At 60.4% G+C, this 24396-nt stretch carries 21 protein-coding genes and 1 pseudogene; 9 read left to right on the top strand and 13 right to left on the bottom strand.

Going from position 1 to position 24396, the window contains the following annotated elements:
• The first annotated feature begins 323 nt into the window (after positions 1–323).
• From PSH66_RS15525 to PSH66_RS15535, 3 genes are all read left to right on the top strand, one after another.
• Positions 324–1280 carry a LysR substrate-binding domain-containing protein gene (locus PSH66_RS15525; RefSeq protein WP_305427147.1) on the top strand — a complete coding sequence of 319 codons (957 nt, stop codon included), beginning with the start codon at positions 324–326 and terminating at the stop codon, positions 1278–1280.
• Positions 1281–1410: 130 nt separating this feature from the next.
• Complete coding sequence (locus PSH66_RS15530) at positions 1411–2772, top strand: MmgE/PrpD family protein (protein WP_305427148.1); 1362 nt, start codon at positions 1411–1413, stop codon at positions 2770–2772.
• Between the two features lie 192 nt (positions 2773–2964).
• Positions 2965–4200: an aromatic ring-hydroxylating dioxygenase subunit alpha gene (locus PSH66_RS15535; protein WP_305427149.1), complete on the top strand. Its 1236-nt coding sequence runs from the start codon at positions 2965–2967 to the stop codon at positions 4198–4200.
• Positions 4201–4268: 68 nt separating this feature from the next.
• Here the strand turns inward: PSH66_RS15535 and PSH66_RS15540 are convergent, their stop codons facing one another.
• Together PSH66_RS15540 and PSH66_RS15545 are read right to left on the bottom strand one after the other, a co-directional pair.
• On the bottom strand, positions 4269–5588 hold the full coding sequence (locus tag PSH66_RS15540; protein WP_305427150.1) for an LLM class flavin-dependent oxidoreductase: 1320 nt from the start codon (positions 5586–5588) through the stop codon (positions 4269–4271).
• 23 nt (positions 5589–5611) lie between these two features.
• Positions 5612–6568 carry an ABC transporter substrate-binding protein gene (locus PSH66_RS15545; protein ID WP_305427151.1) on the bottom strand — a complete coding sequence of 319 codons (957 nt, stop codon included), beginning with the start codon at positions 6566–6568 and terminating at the stop codon, positions 5612–5614.
• Positions 6569–6871: 303 nt separating this feature from the next.
• Here PSH66_RS15545 and PSH66_RS15550 point away from each other — a divergent pair, with 303 nt between their 5' ends.
• A complete protein-coding gene (locus PSH66_RS15550; RefSeq protein ID WP_003173975.1) occupies positions 6872–7741 on the top strand; it encodes an oxaloacetate decarboxylase in 870 nt (289 codons plus the stop codon).
• A 341-nt stretch (positions 7742–8082) separates the two neighbouring features.
• Complete coding sequence (locus tag PSH66_RS15555; protein ID WP_305427152.1) at positions 8083–9405, top strand: OprD family porin; 1323 nt, start codon at positions 8083–8085, stop codon at positions 9403–9405.
• Between the two features lie 48 nt (positions 9406–9453).
• On the opposite strand, the gene PSH66_RS30185 is transcribed toward PSH66_RS15555, so the two are convergent.
• From PSH66_RS30185 to PSH66_RS15565, 3 genes and pseudogenes are all read right to left on the bottom strand, one after another.
• Positions 9454–10038 (bottom strand): methyl-accepting chemotaxis protein, encoded by a 585-nt coding sequence (locus PSH66_RS30185; RefSeq protein ID WP_232291326.1) that lies wholly within the window; start codon positions 10036–10038, stop codon positions 9454–9456.
• Positions 10039–10089: 51 nt separating this feature from the next.
• Positions 10090–10809, bottom strand: a pseudogene (locus PSH66_RS30190) (PAS domain-containing protein); the annotation flags it as partial.
• A 122-nt stretch (positions 10810–10931) separates the two neighbouring features.
• A complete protein-coding gene (locus tag PSH66_RS15565; RefSeq protein WP_305427153.1) occupies positions 10932–11432 on the bottom strand; it encodes a helix-turn-helix domain-containing protein in 501 nt (166 codons plus the stop codon).
• A gap of 108 nt (positions 11433–11540) precedes the next feature.
• Between PSH66_RS15565 and fabF the strand changes: the two genes are divergently transcribed.
• Both fabF and PSH66_RS15575 read left to right on the top strand, forming a co-directional pair.
• Positions 11541–12809, top strand: a complete 1269-nt coding sequence (gene fabF / locus PSH66_RS15570) for a beta-ketoacyl-ACP synthase II (RefSeq protein ID WP_305427154.1) — start codon at positions 11541–11543, stop codon at positions 12807–12809.
• 70 nt (positions 12810–12879) lie between these two features.
• A complete protein-coding gene (locus PSH66_RS15575) occupies positions 12880–13260 on the top strand; it encodes a RidA family protein (protein WP_003173981.1) in 381 nt (126 codons plus the stop codon).
• Positions 13261–13276: 16 nt separating this feature from the next.
• Here PSH66_RS15575 and PSH66_RS15580 read toward each other — a convergent pair whose 3' ends face one another.
• On the bottom strand, positions 13277–13831 hold the full coding sequence (locus tag PSH66_RS15580) for a DUF6308 family protein (protein WP_003173982.1): 555 nt from the start codon (positions 13829–13831) through the stop codon (positions 13277–13279).
• A 59-nt stretch (positions 13832–13890) separates the two neighbouring features.
• Positions 13891–14610 (bottom strand): hypothetical protein, encoded by a 720-nt coding sequence (locus PSH66_RS15585; protein ID WP_157135719.1) that lies wholly within the window; start codon positions 14608–14610, stop codon positions 13891–13893.
• A gap of 95 nt (positions 14611–14705) precedes the next feature.
• Here PSH66_RS15585 and PSH66_RS15590 point away from each other — a divergent pair, with 95 nt between their 5' ends.
• Positions 14706–16685, top strand: coding sequence for a U32 family peptidase (locus PSH66_RS15590; protein WP_305427155.1), 1980 nt, complete (start codon positions 14706–14708; stop codon positions 16683–16685).
• On the opposite strand, the gene PSH66_RS15595 is transcribed toward PSH66_RS15590, so the two are convergent.
• Positions 16663–17568, bottom strand: coding sequence for a DMT family transporter (locus PSH66_RS15595; protein ID WP_305427156.1), 906 nt, complete (start codon positions 17566–17568; stop codon positions 16663–16665). The two genes, PSH66_RS15590 and PSH66_RS15595, sit on opposite strands and share 23 nt — an antisense overlap.
• Before the next feature lie 109 nt (positions 17569–17677).
• Between PSH66_RS15595 and PSH66_RS15600 the strand changes: the two genes are divergently transcribed.
• Positions 17678–18121, top strand: coding sequence for an Lrp/AsnC family transcriptional regulator (locus PSH66_RS15600; RefSeq protein ID WP_078824676.1), 444 nt, complete (start codon positions 17678–17680; stop codon positions 18119–18121).
• Positions 18122–18204: 83 nt separating this feature from the next.
• On the opposite strand, the gene xylB is transcribed toward PSH66_RS15600, so the two are convergent.
• From xylB to PSH66_RS15625, 5 genes are read right to left on the bottom strand one after another with little or no spacing between them, the layout of a single operon-like run.
• The gene (xylB, locus tag PSH66_RS15605; protein WP_305427157.1) at positions 18205–19665 is read right to left on the bottom strand and encodes a xylulokinase; all 1461 of its coding nucleotides are present in this window, start codon (positions 19663–19665) and stop codon (positions 18205–18207) included.
• Between the two features lie 16 nt (positions 19666–19681).
• The gene (locus PSH66_RS15610; protein ID WP_003173989.1) at positions 19682–20674 is read right to left on the bottom strand and encodes a LacI family DNA-binding transcriptional regulator; all 993 of its coding nucleotides are present in this window, start codon (positions 20672–20674) and stop codon (positions 19682–19684) included.
• Positions 20675–20703: 29 nt separating this feature from the next.
• Positions 20704–21636: an ABC transporter substrate-binding protein gene (locus PSH66_RS15615; RefSeq protein ID WP_305427158.1), complete on the bottom strand. Its 933-nt coding sequence runs from the start codon at positions 21634–21636 to the stop codon at positions 20704–20706.
• Positions 21637–21670: 34 nt separating this feature from the next.
• Positions 21671–22648, bottom strand: a complete 978-nt coding sequence (locus PSH66_RS15620; protein WP_078824679.1) for a ribose ABC transporter permease — start codon at positions 22646–22648, stop codon at positions 21671–21673.
• Positions 22641–24173 carry a sugar ABC transporter ATP-binding protein gene (locus PSH66_RS15625; protein WP_078824680.1) on the bottom strand — a complete coding sequence of 511 codons (1533 nt, stop codon included), beginning with the start codon at positions 24171–24173 and terminating at the stop codon, positions 22641–22643. Before PSH66_RS15625 ends, PSH66_RS15620 begins: the two co-directional genes overlap by 8 nt.
• Between the last annotated feature and the right edge of the window lie 223 nt (positions 24174–24396).

Here is a 24396-nt window from a genome sequence, read left to right on the forward strand (position 1 = left end):
GCGCAAACGATCGAAAATAGTTTTAAACGGCAGCGGTAATGAATAGAAAGTTTCACGACGATTTTCCTTTTATTATTTTTTGGCCCCTAGGAAGGAGGGACGTTTCAAATCTATGGGTAACACTCTGTCAAATCCAACTACATTTACGGGGACAATTGGATAACGTCGGGTTATAGGTCGCCCAAAGCGTCTCATTTTTTGGCGACGTCGCTCAGGTGCGACCGATTATGTCCCAAATACGACCTGTGCAACGCTGCCTCCGCCCGGCTTCAGTTACCCTCGCGTCGCTTCGCTGGGGAGCGATGGCGTAAGGAGAAATTAAAATGTCAAAGCATGTCGACCCTGACAGCATTCTGCTGAAAATGCCGTCCTTGAGGGCTGTGAAGGCTTTTGTGGCGGCGGCCAAGTACGAAAGTTTTACCCTCGGCGCCGAGGCTCTTTGTGTGTCACAGGCGGCTATCAGTCGGCAGATTCGCGAGCTTGAGGATTATCTGGGCGCACAGCTTTTCACTCGCGTTGGACGCACTGTGGAGCTGACTTCCGCCGGCGCGGTGTTCTTTGACGCGGCCCAGCTGTCGTTCGTGAACATCGCACAGGCCGCCGAGAGAATTCGCAGCAGCCAATCCTCCAGAAAAATGCTGACCCTCTGCTGTTCGCCCGCGTTTTCCGCGCTGTGGCTGTCGGCGCACCTGCCGGAATTCATCGAGCAATGCCCCGACATCGAGCTAAACCTGGTCACGACGCAAAATTTCCAGACCATGGAGCCGGGTGTTCAACCGGACGTTTTCATTACCAAGATGGCTCGCATCCGGGAAGACTACAAAAGCTACCCGTTGTGTCATGACGTCATTTACCCCGTATGCAGCCCGCAGTTTCTGGAGCAGCATCCGGAAATCTCGACGATCGAAGGCCTTAGAAACTCGGCGCTGCTGAACCTGAGCCCCTACGGCCGATCCCAGGTGGCCGAGCATGTCGACTGGGGTGTCTGGTTTGCTTTCCAGTCGATTGACATTGACGAGCGCGCGGCAGGCAGTCCGACCATCTTCAATGCCAACGACTACAACTTGCTGATCAGTATGGTGCTGACACATCAAGGCGTGGCCTTGGGCTGGAACCACCTGGTCATCCGGCTGGTGGAGCGCGGCGTGTTGGTGCGACCGATCCCGCAGCAGGTTCAGCTACGCAACAGCTCGCACTACCTGAGCTGTCGAGAGAATGCCGAGAACGAAGATGAACTGCGCCAATTCCGTGAGTGGATATTGTCCAAGTTCCCCCGCTGACGCTGCCAACGTCGGCAGAAAAGTCGGCATTTTTGTTATCGATTGCCCTACGAAAATGTTGCTGGAACGGTGAGCCTTCGCTGGGTCATCGTGCAGCGACCCCATCATCATTTTCGTAAGGAAACCCAGGATGTCATTGTTCGAATTCTGTCGCGATTTCGACTTCCAGCACGCGCCCGCCAACACGCAGACAATACTCAAAAACAGCTTGCTGGATATCGTCGCGGTCATGGCGGGCGCGGCATCCAATCACACCAGCCAGGCGATGCGCACTTATGCGCGGCTGCACTACCCTGCTGGCCTGTACACCAGCCGCCTGATGTTCGACGGTCAACGCGTCAATATGCTCGGCGCCGCTTGGGCTGGCGGATTTTCCGCTGACAGCCTGGATGCCCACGAAGGCCACTTCAAATCCAAGGGGCACGCCGGTGCAACCGTGGTCCCGGCGTTACTGGCGCTGGCCGATGCGCTGCACCACAACGGCCAGGACATCAGCGGGCACCAATTCCTGTCGGCGCTGTGCATCGGCTATGAAACCGCGCTGCGCGCCGGCACTGCATTAATGGCGACCTCCCCCACCTATCACGCCTCCGGCGGGTTTTCCGCCATGGGAGTGGTGTGCGCCGGCGCCCGGTTGCTGGGGTTCGATGAGCCGACGTTTCGGCATGCTCTGGGCATTGCCGAGTATTTCAGCGCCCGCTGCCCGATGATGCGCGTGGTGCTGTCGCCCACCATGCTGCGTGATGCCCATGGCGCAGGCGCGTACGTCGGTTTGAATTCATTGTTGATGGCGCAGGCCGGCATGACCGGTGCACCTGCGGAAACGGTTGAGGACCCCAGCGTTGCGCCGCACTGGGCCGACATTGGTCAACGCTGGGAGATAGACAGCCAGTACTTCAAACCCTGGCCTGTGTGCCGATGGGCGCAGCCGGCACTGACTGCAATGCTTGAAATACAGCGCCATCATCCCGCGTTGAGCGCTGATGCGATCAAAACGATCCGCGTCGAAACGTTCTACGAATCAATGTGCTTGCAAGGCCATGCTCCACGTAACGCCGATGAGGCCCAATATGCGCTGGCGTTTCCGCTGGCGGCACTGATCGTCAGAGGCAAGCTGGGGCCTGATGAGGTCACGGGTGACGCCATCACTGCCCCCGACATTCTGGCGCTGAGTGCGCGCATCGAAGTCCTCGAAGCGCCGGATATCTCTGCGCGGTTCCCGGATGAAATCCTCTCCAGACTCACCCTTGCCTTAAACAATGGCACGGTCATCGTCAGCCCTGTGACAGCGGCAAAAGGTGATCCCCACACCGCGATGACGGCGGATGAGCTGGATAAAAAATTCGACTTGTTCTGTACCCATCTTGGGCTTGAGCGAAGTCTTGCGGTGAAGCGAGCGGTTCATTCGCTTGCTCAGTCGCACTCAGCCATTGCCACCCTTGAGCCGCTTTTTTCATGCGCCGCGCATCCCGGCGAGGCCACTGATCGATAACCTGCCATTATTGATTACCCCTACGAAATGTCGTTTGCGAGCGCGGCAGCCGCCGCTATAGGCTGGCCTCTATCTAAAAACGCTATGCCGTTGTCGCACCCTCTAAGTCTTAAACCGATGCCGAACTTCTAGAGCACTATAAAAGTCACCGTTAACAGTGAGCGCTCACGTTATTTATCCTGGGAGGATAAGATGGATAATAAACAAACCGTGTTTGACCTGATTGCCCAACGTAAACCATGGCACTCACTCCCAGGGGCGCTTTACAGCAGCGAAGGTGTGTACCGTCAGGACCTTGAGCAGATTTGGCATAAAGACTGGATCTTCGCCGGGCACACCTTTGAACTGGAAAAACCCGGCCAATACTTCACCCTGCAAGTGGGTGACTACCCGGTAGCGGTGGTGCGTGGCAAAGATGGCCAGGTCCGTGCGTTTCACAATGCCTGTCGCCACCGTGGCGCCAGAATTTGCGAAGCCGAGCATGGCAAGGTCGCCAAGATGGTCTGCCCTTACCACAAGTGGACTTACGAGCTGGATGGCAACCTGCTCTTCGCCGGGAACATGGGGCAGGACTTCGACAAGTCCGAATACACGCTCAAAAGCGTACATTGCGAAATCGTGAACACTTTTATTTATGTGTGTGTCGCGAGCAAGGCACCGGACTTCGAGGCCTTCCGTAGCGCCGTGACGCCTTTTGTAGCACCCCATAACCTCGATGACTGCAAAGTCGCCTTCGAGTCCACTATCGTCGAAAAAGGCAACTGGAAACTGGTCTTCGAAAACAACCGTGAGTGCTATCACTGCGACGGTTCCCACCCTGAACTGCTGCAATCGTTCGTCGACAACCTGTCCGTGGGCGGTACCAGCGGCGACGACGATCCAGAACTCTCGGCCTACTGGAACAAATGCGAACGAGCCGGGTTACCAAGCCGGTTGGTGATGGACATCAAAGGTCAGTTCCGTATGACGCGTATTCCCTTGTCCAAGGGCGCGGTGAGCTACACCATGGACGGCAAACCGGCGGTCACTCGCCGCCTGGACAACACCGGCGAAGCGGATATCGGCGCACTGCTGTACTTCAACTACCCGTCTACCTGGAATCACTTCCTGGGCGACCACGCCCTGAGCTTCCGGGTGCTGCCGATCAGCGCGACAGAAACCCAGGTGACCACCAAATGGCTGGTACTCAAGACTGCCGTGGAAGGCGTGGACTACGACATTGATCGACTGACCAAGGTCTGGATCGCCACCAATGATCAGGACCGCACCTTGGTCGAAGGTACACAGCGCGGTGTAACCTCGCCCTCTTATGAGCCAGGCCCGTATTCCGAAACTGCCGAGACCGGGGTTTGCCAGTTCGATGATTGGTATTGCGCCACTATGCTGGAGCGGATCAAAGGGCCCATGCCCTTGAAGTCGGTCGGCTGAGTGCGCGGCTGACGCGTAAGCCTTCCAGCCCACGGGTGCAATGGAAGGCTTGCGCTGTCGCAACCGTTTCACCGATTGAACGTTGGAATATCCAACCCCAAGCTCTCGCGCAACGTCGTCCCCTCATACGCCGTGCGATACACCCCACGCGCCTGCAACAACGGTATGACGTGTTCAGTCAGCCGATTGAATTGCTCCGGGTGCCCGATGTAGATGTTGAACCCATCCACCGCCCGCGCTTGGAACCAATCCGTCATTTTTTGCGCGACCGTCTCAGCCGAGCCCACGAAGGCGCCCGGACGCAGTTGCCGGCCGAATTCAACCGCCTGGCGCAAGGTGAAGCCTTTCTCGCGCGCCTGGTCCGCAATACGTTTGGCGGCGGTAAAAAAGCTGCTGCGGGCAGCCTCCAGGCTTTGCTGTGGAAACGGTGCATCGAGGTCGTACTGGCTGAAATCGTGCCAGCCGAAATTACGCCCGAACTCCTTCAGCGCCAGCTCAAAGCTGTGATCGACCTGATGGTAGTGCTGCTCGATTTCACGGGCATGCTCGTCCGTGTCGCCGATGTAGATTTCGGCACCGGGCATGACCAGCAGTTGTTCCGGGTCGCGACCGCGTTGCACTGCCCTGCCCTTTACATCCCTGTAGAACGCCTGGCCCTGCTCGATGCTGGCGGCGTGGGTGAAGATCACATCGGCGGTGGCGGCGCCCAGGTCGCGACCTTGCGGTGAGTCACCGGCCTGGAATATCACCGGCTGGCCTTGAGGCGAGCGCTGGATATTCAGCGGGCCGACCACCGAAAAGTGCTCACCCTGGTGGTTCAGGCTATGCAGCTTGCTCGGGTCGAGGAACTGCCCCGTCGCGCGGTTGCGCACGAATGCATCGTCCTCATAGGAGTGCCACAACCCCTGCACCACCTGAACGTGCTCGGCGGCGCGACCGTAGCGCGTGTCGTAATCATAATGTTCGTCCCGACTGTAATTACCCGCCGTGCCGGCATCGCCGCTGGTCACCACGTTCCACCCTGCACGGCCCTTGCTGATCAGGTCCAGGGACGCCAGACGCCGTGCGACGTTATACGGCGCGTTGTAGGACGTGGTCAGCGTACCGACCAGGCCGATATGCCGTGTACTCACTGCGAGCGCGGATAACAGGGTCAGCGGTTCCAGGCGGTTCAGGTAGTGGGACGGTGACCCCGGCGTGATGAACTGGCTGTCCACGATAAATATCAGGTCGAACAGTGCCGCTTCAGCCTGGCGCGCAATAGCGATGTACCAGTCGACGTTGACGCTGGCATCGGCCGGCAATTGAGGGTCAAGCCACAGGTTATGGCGGCCCGGACCACCACAGCCCATTGTCAGGGCCCCGAGTTTCAGCTGTCTTTTAGTCATGTGTGGCGTCTTCCTGGGTGCCTTCAGGGCTGGGTCTTGGCGACGGCGGGTTGCAAGGATGCGGCGAATGAATCGTCGAATAAGCGGGTCGCCGCGTAAGCCTTGACCAGCCCTTCGCCTGCAAAAAAGTCCACGGTTTTCTGCGCCTCTACCGGCGACTGGGCCGTCAGCGGCTCGACCGTGGTGCGGGCGCGGGCAAACCAGACTCGTGCGATGTCCGCATCCGCCCTTGTGCGTTTGGCCCAGGCATCTGCATACGCGTCAGTGTTGGCGGGATTCTGACGCGCCCAGTCGCGGGCTTTTTTCAGGCGTTGGAGGAAATCACTGATGGGCGCGCGTTTGGTCTCGACGGCCTTGGCATTGGCCGCTATGAAACTCTGGGCCGGAATCAACCCTTCGGCCGTCGCGAGCACCCGTGCGCCTTGGCGTTCCTGTTGTGTGACGTAAGGCTCCCACGTAGCGATCACGTCCACCGAGCCACCTTCGAGCGCATGGGAAGCATCCAATGCGCTGAGATAGCGCAGCTCCAGCGAGTCGCGGGGCACGCCCGCTTTATCCAGCGCGGTGAGCAACAATTGCTGGCTCCAGGAGCCTTTCCAGATGGCGGCGCGCTTGCCTGCGAGGTCCGCAAGGCTGTGGATGGGGGAATCCTTTTTGACCAGGATGGCCACGCCGTCAAGGTTTTGCCGGCTGACGGCGATCACCTTGATCGGTGCGCCCAATGCGCCCAGGAACAGCACCGGCGCATCCCCCAGCAAACCAATGTCGAGGCTGCCGACGTTGAGCGCTTCGGCAACCGGCGAGCCAGCGGTGAATTGCTTCCATTCAAGGGTATACGGCAGGTCATCCAGCACGCCCGCGGCCTCCATCACCGCCTGGGCGTTGTAGCTTTGATCGCCGACCACCAGGGTTTGCGCATTCGCGCCCAGGCAAAGCAATAGAGTGGCCAACCCGGCCGCCAGTGTTGTGAGGTAACGCACGCTCGTCTCCAGATGCCTTGTCAGGCATTTCAAGTCGATCCGCGCGTGCGGTCTCGCTGATATTCAAAAGGGGTAGTCAGCGGCGTACGATGAGGCCAGGTACCGGGCATGTAAAATACTGATAACGCATAACGTAATTCTATAATAATGTCTTTTGCGTATTTTTATCGCGACGGGTTCCATGTGTCATCCGCATGCCCCATGTTCAAACGTCATAATCCCCGGTTCGCCTGCATGGTAATCTCGCGCCACCACGAATAGACATAGATCGTCACATGACGATGACCAGAGCCAGGAAAGAACATGCCAAAAAAATCTCACTCAGCGTTGCGCCGCAACTTCCGTGAACTGCTTGCAACGCCTGCGTGCGTTGAAACCGCCTCCGTATTCGACCCGATGTCGGCGCGTATCGCCGCCGACCTGGGTTTCGAGGTGGGCATCCTGGGTGGCTCGGTCGCCTCGTTGCAGGTGCTTGCGGCGCCCGATTTTGCATTGATCACGCTGAGTGAGTTCGTTGAACAGGCCACACGCATCGGCCGGGTAGCGCAGTTGCCTTTTATCGCCGACGCCGACCACGGCTACGGCAATGCCCTCAACGTGATGCGCACCGTCGAAGAACTTGAGCGCGCCGGCGTGGCTGCGCTGACCATTGAAGACACGCTGCTGCCGGCGCAATTCGGGCGCAAATCCACCGACTTGATTTCCATCGAGGAAGGCATCGGCAAGGTCCGCGCGGCCCTGGAAGCGCGTGTCGATCCCGAGCTGTCGATCATTGCCCGAACCAACGCCGGTGTGTTGTCGACCGAAGCCGTTATCGAGCGCACCCAGGCTTACCAGAAAGCCGGTGCCGACGGGATCTGCATGGTGGGCGTCAGCGATTTCGAGCATCTGGAGAAAATCGCGGAAAACCTTACGGTGCCGCTGATGCTGGTGACCTACGGCAATCCCAAGCTCAATGACGCCCAGCGTTTGGCCGACCTCGGCGTACGCGTGGTGGTCGCAGGCCATGGCGCTTACTTCGCGGCGATCAAGGCCACCTATGACAGCTTGCGTGCCCAGCGTCAGTTGACTCACAGCACCTCGAACCTGAGTGCTACCGAGCTGACCCATACCTATACGCTGCCGGAGAGTTATGTGGCGTGGGCCAAGGAATTCATGGACGTGGAAGAATAAAACAGCGCGAAGCAGGGACGATTCTCCCCTTTCCCACGAAAAAATCCGCCGCATTATCTGCGGCGGCAACCAAAGGATTTTGTCGAAGCAGAGCGGCTAAGACAGTCCTCACGCTACACCTCCCCGCCGATTAAAAAGAGTGAAGTTTAATTAATCGAGTTTAATCCGCTACAGGGCTGCAGCCCGCGCAGACTGTGCTTAGAATCGGCCTCGACAACACATCCGACAGACCAAAAACTGTTAACGCTTAGCTGAAAACACACCTGCCCTTACAGCGTTTATGCGCCATCCAAAAAGCGCAATGTTTACGCGCGCGTTCATTATTCCGGGGAAGTCAGAACATGCTTAAACAGTGGAGTCTGTTAGCGCTGGCCGTGTGTGCCAGTGTCAGCCCTGTGGCGTTTGCCGAGTCCGTCACGGACCAGGCCGAGTCCAAGGGTTTTATCGAGGGCAGCAGCGTGACCGGGCTGTTGCGTAACTTCTACATGAACCGCAACCGTGAAGGCGGCCGGGCCGACAACCGCGACTGGACCCAAGGCGCAATGCTCAACTATGCCTCGGGCTTCACCCAGGGCACGCTCGGTTTTGGTGTGGATGCCTACGCCTATGGCGGGTTGAAGCTCGATGCCACGCACGCCGACGCCGGCACCGGCAACCTGCCCACCGACCGCCACGGCGATCCCGAAAATGCCTACGGCTCCGTGGGCGCAGCCGTGAAAGTGAAAATCTCCAGGACCCAGCTCAAATTTGGCGATATGCAACCTACCGCGCCTGTATTCGCCACCGGTGGTACGCGCCTGTTACCGCAGACGGCCACCGGTTTTGACCTCACCAGCAGCGAAATCGCCGGCCTGGATCTGGAAGCCGGGCATTTCACCAGCACCAACAGTGGCATGACCAGCAGCCACGACCACGATATCTACGCCACGTACGCCAATGTCGCGGCCAACAGCGCGAGCTTCGTCGGCGGCAAATACAGCTTCACGCCGTCCTTGAGCGCCACGTTGTACGCCGGCGAGCTTGAGGATATCTGGCGCCAGTACTACACCAACCTCAATTACGTCATCGCCCTGCCCCACGACCAGTCATTGGCCCTGGACGGCAACCTGTACCGCACCCTCGACACCGGCAGCGCCAAAGCCGGTGCAATCAACAACACCACGTATTCGTTGGCGGCGGCCTACACTTTCCTGCAGGCGCACACCTTGACGCTGTCATTTCAGAAGGTGCATGGCGACACGCCCTTTGACTACATCGGCACCGGTAATAACGGCGCGGGCGAAGGTGGCGACTCGATCCTGCTGGCCAACTCGGTGCAATGGTCGGACTTCAATGGCCCGGGCGAGCAGTCGTGGGGGATACGTTATGACCTGAACATGGCCAGTTACGGCGTGCCGGGGCTGAGTTTCATGGCGCGCTATATCAACGGCTCCGACATTGATGGCACCCACACGCCACAGCACAGTGCCTACGCCGGTGACTTCGGCGCGGACGGCGCGCAGCACGAGACGGATGTGGAAGCCAAGTATGTGATTCAGAGTGGACCGGCGAAGAACCTGTCGTTGCGGGTGCGCGATGCGATCGTGGCGTCGAACGCCGATCAGCGTGATGGGGATTTGAATGAACTGCGCTTGATTGTCGACTATCCGTTTACCTTGCTCTAGGGCAGCCGTGCGGTCCGGCCAGCGTTGCGGCTGGCCGGACCATTGGCATCAGCCTACCCAGCCGACGGCAGTCTTGGGAATCACTTCCGACTCATCCAGTTTCGACGCGAACATGCTCACCGCCTGCACCGCATCGCTGGTGCTGGTGCGGATCTGCAGGATCACCGAGCCCGCCTGGTCCGCCAGGCTGACACCGCGTTGCGCGCCCTCCTGGGTGGCGCTCATGCTGGCCACCGCATCGCGGGTTTCCGAGAGGATCATGCCGATCATCTCGGCGATTTCTGCGGTAGAACGGCTGGTGCGCCCGGCCAGTTGCCGGACTTCGTCGGCCACCACCGCAAAACCACGCCCCTGGTCACCCGCCCGCGCCGCCTCGATGGCCGCGTTGAGCGCCAACAGGTTGGTCTGGTCGGCGATGCCGCGAATGGTGTTGACGATCGCGGTGATTTGCTCGGAACGGTCACCCAACTGCCCAACCAGACGCGCCGAAGCGCCGATATTTTCGGCAATCCGGCGCATTTCCGTGGCGGTTTCCTGGATCACCTGGGTGCCGTGCTCGGCGAAACGCTCGGTTTCGGAAGAAATATGGTAGGCCCGCGAGGCGCCGCGTGAGTCTTCCTCGAATTTTTCCACGCGTTCAGTGATGTCGCTGGCGAACTTGACGATCTTGATCAGCTTGCCGTCGCCGTCGTAGACCGGGTTATAACTGGCTTCCAGCCATACCACACGGCCGTGTTTGCCGATGCGCTTGAATTGCCCGGTGAAGAATTCGCCGTTGTTCAAGCGGCGCCAGAAGTCCGAATATTCACTGCTGTTGATCAGCGCCGGCTCGCAAAACATGCGGTGATGTTTGCCTTTGAGTTCGGCCAGTGAATAGCCCATGACGTTCAGGAAGTTTTCGTTGGCATCCAGTACCTGGCCGTTCAGATCGAATTCAATCACCGCCATGGCACGGTCAAGCGCGGTCAGCTTGCTGCGGGTCGCGGCTTCCAGCTCGACTTTGGCAGTGACGTCGAGGGCGTACTTGACCACCTTCAACACCTGGCCTCGCTCATCCAGCACCGGGTTGTAGCTGGCTTCCAGCCACACCGTGCGGCCATGAGCGTCCACGCGCTTGAACGTACCCGACACAAACTTGCCGGACTTGAGCTCACTCCAGAACTGACCGTAGGCCGGGCTGCTGGTCAGCGCCGGCAAACAGAAGTCACGGTGGGATTTGCCGGCCAACTGTTCGCGGCTGTAGCCCATGGTTTTCAGAAAATTATCGTTGGCACGCAACACCTTGCCATTGAGGTCGAATTCGACCACGGCCATGGAGCGTTCAAGGGCAGCGATCAGTCCTTTGTATTCACTAACTTCGGCCGTCCTGGCCGCCAGTTCTGTTTTGAGCGTTTTGTTGAACATGACGTACCCTCAGCCGTGCGAAGAACCCATCTCTAATCGGGCTATCGGCGGCGGAATACGCGACTTTACGCAATTTTAATGTTTATTTTCTGGCGTCAAATAAGCGCTATGAAAGTAGCTGTTCAAGGCGATTTCCGCGGCTGCGCCAGCGACGTCAATCGCTCGCGCATGCCGCTGCTCGCTGCCGGCCCTGCCTGCAAGGTACAAGCTTCCCAAGGAACCACTCGGCCATCGACGACATCCACCATCATCGGCTCCAGCACACGTGCGCTGCCACGCTCGACCACCTGCACACTCGCGCCCTCCTCGGCGTAATGCCGGTTACCCCACGCCACCAGTGACATCAGCACGATGCGAAAGTCCTCACCCTTGGCCGTCGGCACGTATTCGTAACGCGGCGGGCGCTCACTGTAGGGCCGGCGTTCCAGCATCCCGGCCTCCACCAACGCGTTAAGGCGCCGCGTCAACATATTGGGCGCAATCCCCAGGCTACGGGAAAACTCATCGAAGCGACGCAGGCCCTGCACGGCGTCGCGCATGATCAAGATGCTCCACCATTCACCGACCTGATCGAGGCTACGGGCGATGGGGCATTCGTTGCGGGTGAGAGACGTGCGCTGCATGGCGGTTCCTGTGTGCGGGTACAAAGTTGTAGGTCGCCATGTTACTTTCATGATGATAGTGACGTCCACTGAGTCTGTATCCCTCAATGCAAGCGGAGTCGATGAATCATGAGTAAACGAATCGTTGTGACGGGCATGGGCGCGCTGACGCCGCTGGGCTGCGGCGTGGAGCCAACCTGGCAACGCCTGCTGGACGGGCAATCGGGCATTCGCCGCCTGCCGGAAACACTGATTGGCGACCTGACGGTCAGCATCGGTGGCCAGGTGCAAACCCTCGAGCAAGACCCTGAAGCAGGGTTTGATCCTGATCGCCTGCTGGCCGCCAAAGAGCAGCGCAAGATGGACCGGTTTATCCTGTTTGCCCTTGCGGCGGCCGATGAAGCGTTGAAACAGGCCGGCTGGGCGCCCAAAACGCCTGAAGAGCAGGAACGCACCGCGACCATCATTGCTTCCGGCGTGGGCGGCTTTCCGGCGATCGCCGAGGCGGTCCGCACGACCGACAGTAAGGGCCCGCGGCGCCTTTCGCCGTTCACCATTCCGTCCTTCCTGAGCAACATGGCGGCCGGGCATGTCTCGATCAATTACGGCTTGAAAGGCCCGCTGGGCGCACCGGTCACCGCATGCGCAGCGGGCGTGCAAGCGATCGGCGACGCTGCGCGCATGATCCGCGCCGGCGAAGTCGACGTGGCCGTGTGCGGCGGCGCGGAGGCAGCGATTCATCGGGTCAGCCTCGCCGGCTTTGCCGCGGCGCGGGCCTTGTCCGTTGACTGCAACGACACGCCCGAACGCGCCTCGCGGCCGTTCGACCAGGCGCGTGACGGGTTTGTCATGGGTGAAGGTGCTGGCATCCTGGTCATCGAGGAGCTGGAGCACGCCCTCGCACGGGGTGCGCAGCCTATCGCCGAGCTGGTCGGCTACGGCACCAGTGCCGACGCCTATCATATGACGGCAGGGCCCGAAGACGGCGACGGCGCACGTCGGGCGATGATGCAAGCGCTGCGCCAGGCGGGTATCGACGCGTCCCAAGTGCAGTACCTGAACGCCCACGCCACCTCGACGCCAGTGGGTGACAAGGGCGAATTGGCCGCGATCCGCACGGTGTTCGGTACCACGGGCAGCCCGGCGATCAGCTCGACCAAATCCGCGACCGGTCACCTCTTGGGGGCTGCCGGCGGGATCGAGGCGATTTTCACCGTGCTCGCCTTGCGCGATCAGGTCGCGCCGGTAACCCTCAACCTGGAAAACCCAGACGCCCTCGCCGAGGGCCTCGATCTGCTGCACGGCACGGCGCGCGCTATGGCGATTGAATACGCGCTGTCCAATGGCTTCGGTTTTGGCGGCGTAAACGCCAGCGTGCTGTTCCGCCGCTGGGCATAAGCGGCGGTTTGCCCCTGCGGTTGATTTCAGGGACCATGGCGCCTTTCTGTTCTGCCAATGAGAGGCGCCCATGGCCAACCACGACCTGTCCTACACCCCCGATCCCGATGCTGATTCGATTTCCTCGGACGTGATCGGCTTCAACGGCATCCTGGTCTCCACCCAGATCCCGACCCGCGCCGACGGCAGCCTGGAGCTGGGCGATATCACCGTGCAAAGCGAATGCACCCTGCAAGCGCTGAAAGTGGCCCTGGAAAAAGCCGGCAGCGCCATGGACCGCGTCATGCACCTGACCATTTATCTGACCGATATGGCCGATCGCGCCGCCTTCAACGAGGTCTACAAACGCTTCTTTGCCAAGCCCTGGCCCGTACGCGCGGCGGTTGGCGTCGCTGCGCTGGCGGTGGAAGGCATGCGTGTGGAGGTTACGGCGATGGCGGCCAAGGCCTGAAATCAAGCAACGCGTATCAGCTGAGAAACATCACGACCTCCAATGCCCGTAACGCACTGACCGGATATCCCATTTTTTTGTCGATCGATGCGCGCAACGTCGCAAGACGCTTATCCTTTTGGAGGTCGCGAAGCAACGCTATGTAATGTTCATAAGCTGCGGCATTGTTGACTCGGTATTGATGAGCCTTGACCCCATGGACGAACGCATAGATCCGCGAGTCCCAAATGGGAAATGCATCTGGATTGACGAAATGAAGCAATTTGGAGGCCCCGACCACAGAGTGATTCACCAACTGAGCCAAGTGAATCAATTGGGCATGACTCAATGCACCGTTCTGCTTGGCCTCAGTCAATATCTGTGCGCCCATGGCGACGCTCACCATCTTAGTCGCATGAATCTCCAAGATAGTCGGCATCCAGCCATACACCATATGAGCCGCGCAGATGAAGTCGCGCTCGGTAAACGAGGTCTGGCCGGCCAGCGAAGAAAGCATATGCGGATAGGCGCGAATATAGGCGTTATCAGGGTCTATCCGCAGTGTTGTCTCCAGATCAAAGATATCCTTCATTTGAAAGGCTCTCTTTGCAGTGAAGTTTGAACAGCATTCACAAGTAGGCATCGGCTTGTTCATGACCGGCTTTTTTTATCAGGCAACGCATCGTTTATTCGATCCAATAACAGCAAGCGAATGCTCTCCAGGATATCCGGCTGACCTGCCTTGGCTTTTTCTTTGCGAATGATTTTGAGCTGACAATTAAGGGCGAGACTCAGCAAGAACCACATCACAAGTGTGACCAAGACCATCTGGCCACTCCCGACGGTGAACTGCGTGCCGAATGTGCTCAACAGCTCTTCGTCCATCGATTCAAACAACGTGAGGCTGGTGAGCCAATTAACCATCAGCGCCGCGAAGTGCAAGGCCAGCAGCGGCTCGCTCGCTCGCTTGAAAATGTAAGTAGCGAGCATCAAGCGGATCGAGGCTCGGTGAGAGAAATACCAAAGGCATGGCACCCCAAGCACCACGAATAGCGTCGGCATGGCCAGTAGTGTGAGGTTTTCGATCATCCATGCGATTGTCCGCAGCAACCAATCGATGGCATACGTCAAGCAAGGCCATTTAAACGTCAGTATCCATTGCAATAGCCACTGAATGCCATGCAAGCAGACGCTGCTACCTATGATTAACAAGACAGGAACGATGCATAACAAAAACGAGAGAAAAGTGAAGACGAATGATTTGAGCACTGGTCGATCGCTCCATTCGAGGTATTTTTTGAGTATTCGTAACATTAGCTTCCCTTCTTTAATCAGTGCTGGGCGGGGCGCCACTATAATGACATCATTCAATAAGCAATGCTCGTTTAGCCCTACGGTGGATGCCCGCCACGCATTTCACAGCTACAATGCGCGCCTCACCCGTGACAAGCCTGACTAAAAAAACTATGTCCTTGCCCAAGCATCACCTGGAATTGCTCAGCCCTGCCCGCGATGTTGCCATTGCGCGCGAGGCCATCCTGCATGGCGCCGACGCCATCTACATCGGCGGCCCGAGCTTCGGCGCACGCCATAACGCCTGTAACGAGGTGAGCGATATCGCTCAACTGGTCGAATTTGCCCGCCGTTACCATGTGCGCGTGTTCACCACGATCAATACCATCCTGCACGACAACGAACTGGAGCCCGCGCGCAAGCTGATCCATCAGCTTTACGACGCCGGTGTCGACGCGTTGATCGTGCAAGACCTGGGCGTGATGGAGCTGGATATTCCGCCCATCGAGCTGCACGCCAGCACCCAGACCGACATTCGTACCCTGGGCCGCGCCAAGTTCCTCGACCAGGCCGGTTTCTCGCAATTGGTGTTGGCCCGTGAGCTGAACCTGCAAGAGATCCGCGCCATCGCCGACGAAACCGATGCCGCCATCGAGTTCTTTATCCACGGCGCTCTGTGCGTGGCGTTCTCCGGGCAGTGCAACATCTCCCACGCGCAAAATGGCCGCAGCGCCAACCGTGGCGACTGCTCCCAGGCCTGCCGCCTGCCGTACACCTTGAAGGATGACCAGGGCCGCGTCGTAGCCTTCGAAAAACACCTGCTGTCGATGAAAGACAACAACCAGAGCGCCAACCTGCGTGCCTTGGTGGAAGCCGGTGTGCGCTCATTCAAGATCGAAGGCCGCTACAAGGACATGGGTTATGTGAAGAACATCACCGCCTATTACCGCCAGCGCCTCGACGAAATCCTCGAAGACCGCCCCGACCTGGCTCGTGCGTCCAGCGGCCGTACCGCGCATTTCTTCCTGCCCGATCCGGAAAAAACCTTCCACCGTGGCAGCACCGACTACTTTGTCAGTGATCGCAAGATCGACATCGGCGCGTTCGACACCCCGACCTTTACCGGCCTGCCGGTGGGCACCGTGGAAAAAGCCGGCAAGCGTGACCTGCAAGTGGTCACCCATGAGCCGCTGTCCAACGGCGACGGCCTCAATGTGCTGATCAAGCGTGAGGTGGTGGGTTTCCGCGCCAACATCGCCGAACCCAAGGGTGAATTCGAAGAAGACGGCCAGAAGCGTTACCGCTACCGCGTCGAGCCGAACGAAATGCCCGCCGGCCTGCATCAATTGCGTGCGCATCACCCGCTCAATCGCAACCTGGACCACAACTGGCAACAGGCGCTGCTCAAGACCTCCGCCGAGCGGCGTATCGGCCTGTCGTGGGTGGCGCGCCTGCGCGAAGACCAGTTGCAAATCACCGCGACCAGCGAAGAAGGCATCAGCGCCGGCGTGGCCCTGCCCGGCCCGTTCGGCGTGGCCAACAAGCCGGAACAGGCACTGGATACGTTGCGTGACCTGCTTGGCCAACTCGGCACCACCGAGTACCACGCCACTCGCATCGAGCTGGATGCGCCACAGGCGTTCTTCATTCCCAACTCGCAGCTCAAGGCACTGCGCCGTGAAGTGATCGAAGCGCTGACCGCCGCCCGTGTTGCCGCGCATCCACGCGGAGGACGCAAGGCCGAGACCACGCCGCCGCCGGTGTACCCGGACGCGCATCTGTCGTTTCTGGCCAACGTCTACAACCAGAAGGCCCGCGACTTCTACCACCGTCACGGCGTCAAGCTGATCGACGCCGCGTTCGAAGCCCATGAAGAAACCGGCGAAGTGCCGGTGATGATCACCAAGCACTGCCTGCGTTTCTCGTTCAACCTGTGCCCTAAACAGGCCAAGGGGGTGACCGGGGTGAAGACCAAGGTGGCGCCGATGCAGTTGATCCATGGCGATGAAGTATTGACGCTGAAGTTCGACTGCAAGCCGTGCGAGATGCACGTGGTGGGCAAGATCAAGGGGCATATCCTTGGGTTGCCGCAACCGGGCAGTACCGTGGAGCATTTCAACCCGCAAAACATCATCTTTCAGGGCACGCACTGACCCGGCGAGCGCGGGGCAACCACCAGCCCCGCTGCAACCCCGCCGCCGCCAGCAGAATCGCCGCCACCCCCAGCCATTGCAGCCAGCCCAGGCGATGGCCGAAGGCAATCCAGTCCACGAAAATCGCCGCAATCGGGTAGATGAACGACAGCGCGCCGGTGATTGCCGTGGGCAGTTTCTGGATCGCGCCGTACAGCAGCACATACATCAAGCCGGTATGCACCATCCCCAGCGTGACCAATGCCGCCCAGGCATTGCTCGCCGCCGGCAGGCTGTTCCATGGCACCAGCGGCGCCAGCAGCAACGCGCCGGTGATGACCTGGATCAGCGCCATCAAGTGCGGCGGCACTTGCTTCAAGCGCTTGATGATCAGTGCCGCCACCGCATAGAGAAACGCCGCGCCCAGGGCCAGTGCAATCCCCGTCAGGTAATCCCCGCCCCCGCTCTGTTGCTCGCCATGGGCAGTGACGATCGCCAGCATCCCGAGAAACGCCACGCTCAGCCACGCCAGCTTTTGCACGGTGATCTTTTCACCCAGGAACAGAGCCGCCAGCATCACCAAGATGAACGGCTGCACGTTGTACACCGCCGTACTGATGGCGATGGACGCGCGAGAGTAGGATTCAAACAACAACAGCCAGTTACCGACGATGGCGACACCACTGAGCATCGCCAGTCCGAGTTTGGCCCAACTGAGCAGGTCCAGGCGCAGATAACCCAGCACCGCACACACCAGCAGCAGCGTGAGGCCGCCGATCACGCAGCGCCAGAACACCACTTCGATCACCGACACGCCCGACACCAGCACAAACCAGCCGATGGTGCCCGAGATCAGCATGGCGGCGATCATTTCCCACGAACCGCGACGAATGGATGAGTCCATGATTGATGCTCCTCAATTGAGGCTCAATTATGGCAATCTGCTCGGCAGCGGCTCCAGTGACTAAAAAAGGCAAAGTCACATAATCACCTTTTCTTATTAGGCGTAAACCATGATCGACACCATCGACCAGCAACTGATCGCCGCCTTGATGGACGACTCACGTTTGTCCCTCAAGGCGCTGGCGGGCATTACGGGGCTGTCCTCGCCCAGCGTTGGCGAACGCCTGCGCCGCCTGGAAGAGCGCGGCGTACTGACCCATTACACCGTCGACATCGACCCCAAACATTTCGGTTACCTGTTGCAAGCCATCGTGCGCATCCGCCCCCTGCCAGGCCAATTGCAGGAAGTGGAGCGCCAGATCCAGGCAATTCCCGAGTTCACCGAGTGCGACAAAGTGACAGGCGACGACTGCTTCATCGCGCGCCTGCATGTACGCACCATGGACCACCTCGACAGCCTGCTCGACCGGCTCAACGGCTATGCCGAGACCAATACGGCGATCGTCAAGAAAACCCCGGTGAAGCGGCGTTTGCCACCGTTGACCAGCGGCTGAACGACAACAAACCGTGGCAAACGGACTTGCTGTGATGAGCAGGCCTACTGTGGTGAGCGGGGCAAGCCCGCTCACCACAGAGGTTAGTCATGAAGGGCCTTTGCGGCGGTCAGCAACCCCTGGAACTTGCGATAGCGCGCCTCCAACACCGGCTGCTGCGTGCGGTCAGGCTGATACCGCGCCTTGACCGGCATCCCCGCCGCCAGCAAACCCGCACCCTCCCCGATCGCCATAAACCCCAGCTTCGCCGCACCGATGCAGGCGCTCAACTCACTGCCGTGCAAGGTAAAGATCTCCCGCTGCAGGATATTGGCCAGCAACTGCGCCCAATACTCACTGCGCGCGCCGCCGCCCACCAGGGCGCAGGACGTCACGTCGGCGCCGGCCGATTGCACCGCGCGCAGCGCATCCAGCAAACCGAAGCCCACCCCTTCCATCACCGCATACCCCAGCATCGCCGGGGTGCAGTCATGGCCCAGATGCATAAAACCACCCCGCAACAACGGATCGTTATGCGGCGTGCGCTCACCGGCCAGGTAGGGCAGAAACAATGGTGTGCCCAGCGGCACCGGTTGCCCGATCGGCAACTGCGCCTGCACCTGCTCCAGCAGCGTCTGTTCATCGACCATGCCCGTGAGTCGCGTGACCCAGCGCAGGCAACTGGCGCCGGCGAGCATGGCGCCCATGGTGTACCAGCGCTCGGGCAATGCGTGGCAGAAGCTGTGCACCGCACTGGCCGGATTGCCGGCGGCGTGGTCGGTAATCGCGACAATCGCCGCGCTGGTGCCCAGGGTGATGAAACCGTCCCCGGGGTTGATCGCGCCGATCCCCACGGCGGCCACCGGGTTGTCGCCGCCGCCACCGGCAATCACCACGTCGGCGGGCAGACCCAAGCCCGTCAGGGTCACACGGGCACTCGCCGCACCGCCCTCAACCAGCGTGGGCATCTGCGCAGGTTCAAGGCCCGTAGCACGCAGCATCGGCGTGAACCACTCGCGCCGCGCCACATCCAGCCACAGCGTGCCGGCGGCGTCCGACATCTCGCTGATGCGCTCGCCACACAGCCGCAGGCGCAGGTAATCCTTGGGTGAGAGCACGCAATCGATGGCCTTGAACACCTCGGGTTCGTGGCGTTGCAGCCACCGCAACTTGGGCGCGGTGAGCCCGGCCATGGGCAGGCTGCCGGTCACCTGGGCAAAGCCCGGCCCCAGTTGTTCGGCCTCGGCGACAGCGCGCGAGTCGTCCCACAGGATCGCCGGGTACAACACGCGGTCGTCAGCGCCCAACAACACCGCACCGTGCATTTGCCCGGACAGGCCGATACACGCCACGCGGTCAAACGCTTCATGGGCGCGCAATAGGTCAAGCGCTTGCAGACAGGCCTGCCACCAATCTTCAGGGGCCTGCTCGGACCAGCCGCTGTGGCGTCGCGACACGTTCAAGCGTACGCCGGTGTGGGCCAGCACCGTTCCGTCCAGGCCCATGAGAATGGCTTTGAGTTCGGAAGTACCCAGGTCAATGCCAAGGGAAACAGGACTGCTCATATACGTGTTATTCCAATCAAGAACAGCCACAGGAGTTACGCAATTGCAGAGTCGGTGCCAGGCGCACACTCTGCGGCGGCGCGTCGGGCGCGGCCATGCGTTGCAGCAACAGGTCGACCGCGCGGGCGCCCAGCGCCTTGACCGGCTGTGCGATCAGGCTCAGGCGCGGCACGAAGAAGTCGGCCCATTCAAAATCATCAAACCCCACCAGGGCCATCTGCCCCGGCACCTCGATATGCGCGTCCCGCAGGGCATGCATCGCGCCGAGGGTCATCAGGTTATTACCGGCCATGATCGCGGTGGGCGGCGACGCCAGGCCCAACAGCTGCACCGTGGCCTGGCGTGCCGGTTCGGTATTGGAGCCGCCGTTGACCAGCAACTGCGCGTCGAACGCCAGCCCCTGCGCCTGCAACGCCGCGCGATAACCGGCCACCCGCTCATCCGTCGTGCTGAACCCGCTGCGCCCGGCGATAAAGCCGATGCGCCGGTGCCCATGGGCGATCAGGTGCTCGATCAGGGCCTGGGTGGGCTGGCTATTCTCCACCCCGACCTGATCGAACCGCTCGCTCATCATCCGGTCCACCAACACCGCCGGAATCTCGTTGGCCCGCAGGTATTCCAGGGCCAATGAGCCGTTCGACGGCGCCAACACAATGCCGTCGACCCGCCGATGATGCAGCGCCGTGACCACCCGCAGCTCCTGCTCCGGGTCGTCATGGGTGTCGACGAACAACATCATGTAACCGTGTTTGGCGCACTCGGTTTCAATCGCGTGCACGGTTTCGCTGAAATAGTGGTTGGACAACGCCGAGATCGCCACGCCAATGGTGCTGGTGCTGGAACGGGCCAGCGAGCGCGCCAGGGTATTGGGGATATACCCCAACGCCTGGATCGCCTGCTGCACCGCCAGCACCGTGGCCGGGCTGACTTTGCGGGTGCCGTTGAGCACATGGGACACGGTCGACGTCGACACCCCCGCCCGGCTTGCCACATCGTCCATGGTGACCATGGCGCTGTTCCTCCATCAATGCCGCTGGATCAATGCTTGCTCGACCAGCCGCTGTACGTGCCGACGTTGTCGCGGGTGATCAGTTTCGGTGTAAGCAGGGTCACCGCTTCGGCCGGGGCTTTGTCATTGAGCAGGTCATTGCCCACGTTCACGGCGGTCTGGGCCATGGCCCATGGATCCTGGCTGGCGGAGGCCTGGATCAGCGTGTCGGTCTTCAGCGCGTTTTCGATATCCGGCGCGCCATCCACCGAGGTAATGACGATGCCGCTGCGCTTGAGCTGCTTGGCCGCCAGGTCGCTGCCGATGGCTTGCGGATCGTTGATCGCAAACAGGCCGTCGATTTTCGGGAAGCGCGTGAGGTAACCCTGCATCACGTTCAAGCCGCCTTCACGCGAACCCTTGCCGTCCTGGTCGTCGGACAGCACCTTGATATCCGGTGCGCCCGCCAGTGCGGCTTTGCAGCCTTTGACCCGGTCGGTCACAGCGGTCACCTGCGGGCCGTTCTGGATAATCACATTGCCTTTGCCCGAGAGTTTGTCCACCAGGAATTGGCAGGCGAGCTTGCCGGCTTCGACGTTGTCGGTCTGCACCGTGGCATTCACGCCCTTGGCGTCCACGTCCACCGCCACGACCACGATGCCGGCGTTACGGGCTTTCTTGATCGCCGAGGCCATGGCGGACGGGTCGACGGCGTTGATCAGGATCAGGTCGACCTTGGACGAGATGAAATTGTCGATCTGCGAGAACTGCTTGCTCAGGTCATAGTCGGCCGACACTGAAGTGACTTTGACGTTGGGGTTCAGCTCTTTTGCGCGTGCGGTCGCACCGTCGGCCAGGGTCACAAAGTACGGGTTACCCAGGGAGCCCATGCTGATGCCGAGGGCCTTGAGTTCACGCGCTTCGACGGCTTGGGACATGAGCGCAGCCAGAGCAATGACGGGGAAGATTCGTTTGACGTTCATGCGGGTCTCTCTTGTGATTGTTGTAGGAGTCAAATCAGGTGCGCGCACCGGACTGGCGATAACGATCCAGCGCCACCGCGCCAATGATCACGATGCCCTTGATGATGTATTGCCAGATATCCGACACCCCCAGCAGCACCAGGCCATTGGTGAGTACCGCGATAATCAGTGCGCCGATCAGCGTGCCGCCGATGGTGCCGACGCCCCCGGTAAAACTGGTGCCGCCGAGGATCACCGCGGCAATCGCGTCCAGCTCATAGGATTGCCCCAGTTGCAGGCCATTGGCGGCGAACAGGCGCGAGGCGCTCATTACCGCGCCGAGCCCGGCCAAAGCACCGGACATGGCGTAGACGAACAGCAGCACCTTCCACACCTTGATGCCCGACAGTCGCGCCGCTTCCGGGTTGCCGCCCACCGAATAGATTTGCACGCCCATCACCGTGCGCCGCAGGATGAACCATGACAGCGCCACCACCGCCACGGCGATCACCACCAACCATGGCACGCCGAGGATCGAGTCATTGCCGATAAAGGCAAACGGCAGATCGGGGTTGAACACCGTCTTGTCGTCCGCCAACAGGCGCGCCAAACCACGCATGGCCGTCAGTGCGCCGAGGGTGACGATAAACGGCGGCAGCCGCATGAAGGCGATCAACCCGCCGTTGACCAGCCCCAGCAACAGGCCAAAGCCAATCCCGGCCGCAATCCCGAACATGCCCAATTGCGGCGACATCGACGCCTGCAGCGCCACCACCGCCGACGCCGCTAGAATTGCCCCCACCGACAGGTCGATGCCCGCCGTCAGGATCACAAAGGTCATGCCCGCCGCCAGCACCACGTTGACCGAGGCCTGCTGGGTAATGATCGACAGGTTCTGCATGGTCAGGAAGTTTTCGCTGGCCAGGGCAAAGCCCACCAGCAGCAACACCAGCACCGGCAACATGCCCACCGTGCGCATCAGTTCACGTGCGCGCTCTGCCTTGCCTATTGGTGCAATCATCGAATCAGCCATTGGCAACCACCTGATCGCCACCGGTGGCGAGGTCAATAATACGTTCCTGGGAAATAGCGTGGCCCGAGGCCCCGCCGACTTCGGCCACCAACTGGCCTTCGCGCATGATCAGCACCCGGTCGCAGGTGCCGATGATCTCCGGCAGCTCGCTGGAGATCACCACGATGCCAACACCGGCCTGGGCCAGTTGATTGATGATGCGGTAGATCTCGGACTTGGAGCCGATGTCCACGCCCCGCGTGGGTTCGTCGAGAATCAGCACATGCGGCTTGACCTCCAGCAGCCGCGCCAGCAACACCTTCTGCTGGTTGCCGCCGGACAACGCGCCCACATTGACCTTGCCCGACGCCACGCGGATCGACAGCGATTTGATCGCGTCATTCGCGCGTTGCGCCGCGTGGCCACGGTCGAGCACACCACCGGCACGGGCGTCCGGCACACAGGCGCAGACGTTGATGTTGTCGGCCACGCTCATGTCCAGGAACAGGCCCTGGGCCTTGCGGTCTTCGGTGAGGTACACCACCCCTGCGCGTATCGCATCCGCGGGGTTACGCAGTTGGGTGACGGTCTTGCCCACCACTTCCAGGGTGCCGCTGGTGCGCGGGTCGGCGGCGAAGATCAAACGCGCCAGTTCCGTGCGCCCTGCCCCCACCAGGCCGGCGATGCCCAGCACTTCACCGGCGTGCAGGTCGAAGCTGCAATTGCGCACCCGCTTGCCATCGGCCATGTCGCGCACACGCATCACCACCGCGCCGGGGTCGTAGGCGGCGTGTTCCTTCTTGTAGAAGCCGGACAGGTCGCGGCCCACCATCATCTTGACCAGCACCTCGGCCGACAACGCGTCGCGGGTCAGCTCGCCGATGTATTGGCCGTCACGCAGCACCGATACCCGGTCGGACAGTTCGTAGATCTCGGCCATGCGGTGACTGATATAGATGATCGCCAGGCCCTGGCTGCGCAGCTGTTTGATCAGCGCGAACAGGCGGTCGGTCTCGCGGGACGACAGCGGCGTGGTGGGTTCGTCCATCACCAGGATCCTGGCGTGGGCATGCAGGGCGCGGGCGATTTCCACCAACTGGCGCTCGGCAATCGACAGGCTGCTGACCTGGGTTGCCGCGGTGAACTCGGCGCCCAGGCGCTGCAGCACTTCCTTGCAGCCGTCCCGCATGCCCTTGCGGTCGATGGTCCAGCCACGCCGCAGTTCACGGCCCAGGTAGATGTTCTCGGCCACGCTCAGGTTCGGGCACAGGCTCAATTCCTGATAAATCACAGCGATGCCGAGGGCTTTGGCGGTTGCGGGGTTGTAGGTGGCGATGGGCTGACCGCCAATGCGGATTTCGCCACCGGGGTCGGCCTGGTAGGCGCCGGAGAGAATTTTCATCAGCGTCGATTTGCCGGCGCCGTTCTCTCCCATCAAGGCGTGGATTTCGCCGGGATAGACCTTCAGGCCGACACTTTTGAGCACGCGCAACCCGTTGAAGGTTTTGCTGATGCCCTGCATCTCGAGCAAGGGTTCAAGGCTCATGGATGAGCTCCTGGATTTATTATTTTTGTTGTTCAGCCCTCTTTGGATCAGAGCCGATTGCCACCGACTCTAGCCAGATACATTTGCTTACGCAAGCGCTTGCGTTGTCCGTTTGTCGCTAGAAGAAACGTTTCACCAGGCACATAAACCGCAATTTCCACATTTCTAACATTTTCGTTGCAAGGGCGCTCGTTCCCCTGCCACAGGTCAGTTGTGCACGGTT

Origin of the sequence: Pseudomonas sp. FP597 (assembly GCF_030687435.1) — a bacterium.
In the GTDB taxonomy this organism is placed as follows: Bacteria; Pseudomonadota; Gammaproteobacteria; order Pseudomonadales; family Pseudomonadaceae; genus Aquipseudomonas; species Aquipseudomonas lactucae.

What these genes read in the sequence shown, in the direction of transcription:
- PSH66_RS15525 (WP_305427147.1), top strand. Translation starts at nt 324, where the DNA reads ATGTCAAAGCATGTCGACCCTGACAGCATTCTGCTGAAAATGCCGTCC.
- PSH66_RS15530 (WP_305427148.1), top strand. Translation starts at nt 1,411, where the DNA reads ATGTCATTGTTCGAATTCTGTCGCGATTTCGACTTCCAGCACGCGCCC.
- PSH66_RS15535 (WP_305427149.1), top strand. Translation starts at nt 2,965, where the DNA reads ATGGATAATAAACAAACCGTGTTTGACCTGATTGCCCAACGTAAACCA.
- PSH66_RS15540 (WP_305427150.1), bottom strand. Translation starts at nt 5,588, where the DNA reads ATGACTAAAAGACAGCTGAAACTCGGGGCCCTGACAATGGGCTGTGGT.
- PSH66_RS15550 (WP_003173975.1), top strand. Translation starts at nt 6,872, where the DNA reads ATGCCAAAAAAATCTCACTCAGCGTTGCGCCGCAACTTCCGTGAACTG.
- PSH66_RS15555 (WP_305427152.1), top strand. Translation starts at nt 8,083, where the DNA reads ATGCTTAAACAGTGGAGTCTGTTAGCGCTGGCCGTGTGTGCCAGTGTC.
- PSH66_RS15565 (WP_305427153.1), bottom strand. Translation starts at nt 11,432, where the DNA reads ATGCAGCGCACGTCTCTCACCCGCAACGAATGCCCCATCGCCCGTAGC.
- fabF (WP_305427154.1), top strand. Translation starts at nt 11,541, where the DNA reads ATGAGTAAACGAATCGTTGTGACGGGCATGGGCGCGCTGACGCCGCTG.
- PSH66_RS15575 (WP_003173981.1), top strand. Translation starts at nt 12,880, where the DNA reads ATGGCCAACCACGACCTGTCCTACACCCCCGATCCCGATGCTGATTCG.
- PSH66_RS15580 (WP_003173982.1), bottom strand. Translation starts at nt 13,831, where the DNA reads ATGAAGGATATCTTTGATCTGGAGACAACACTGCGGATAGACCCTGAT.
- PSH66_RS15590 (WP_305427155.1), top strand. Translation starts at nt 14,706, where the DNA reads ATGTCCTTGCCCAAGCATCACCTGGAATTGCTCAGCCCTGCCCGCGAT.
- PSH66_RS15595 (WP_305427156.1), bottom strand. Translation starts at nt 17,568, where the DNA reads ATGGACTCATCCATTCGTCGCGGTTCGTGGGAAATGATCGCCGCCATG.
- PSH66_RS15600 (WP_078824676.1), top strand. Translation starts at nt 17,678, where the DNA reads ATGATCGACACCATCGACCAGCAACTGATCGCCGCCTTGATGGACGAC.
- xylB (WP_305427157.1), bottom strand. Translation starts at nt 19,665, where the DNA reads ATGAGCAGTCCTGTTTCCCTTGGCATTGACCTGGGTACTTCCGAACTC.
- PSH66_RS15610 (WP_003173989.1), bottom strand. Translation starts at nt 20,674, where the DNA reads ATGGTCACCATGGACGATGTGGCAAGCCGGGCGGGGGTGTCGACGTCG.
- PSH66_RS15615 (WP_305427158.1), bottom strand. Translation starts at nt 21,636, where the DNA reads ATGAACGTCAAACGAATCTTCCCCGTCATTGCTCTGGCTGCGCTCATG.
- PSH66_RS15620 (WP_078824679.1), bottom strand. Translation starts at nt 22,648, where the DNA reads ATGGCTGATTCGATGATTGCACCAATAGGCAAGGCAGAGCGCGCACGT.
- PSH66_RS15625 (WP_078824680.1), bottom strand. Translation starts at nt 24,173, where the DNA reads ATGAGCCTTGAACCCTTGCTCGAGATGCAGGGCATCAGCAAAACCTTC.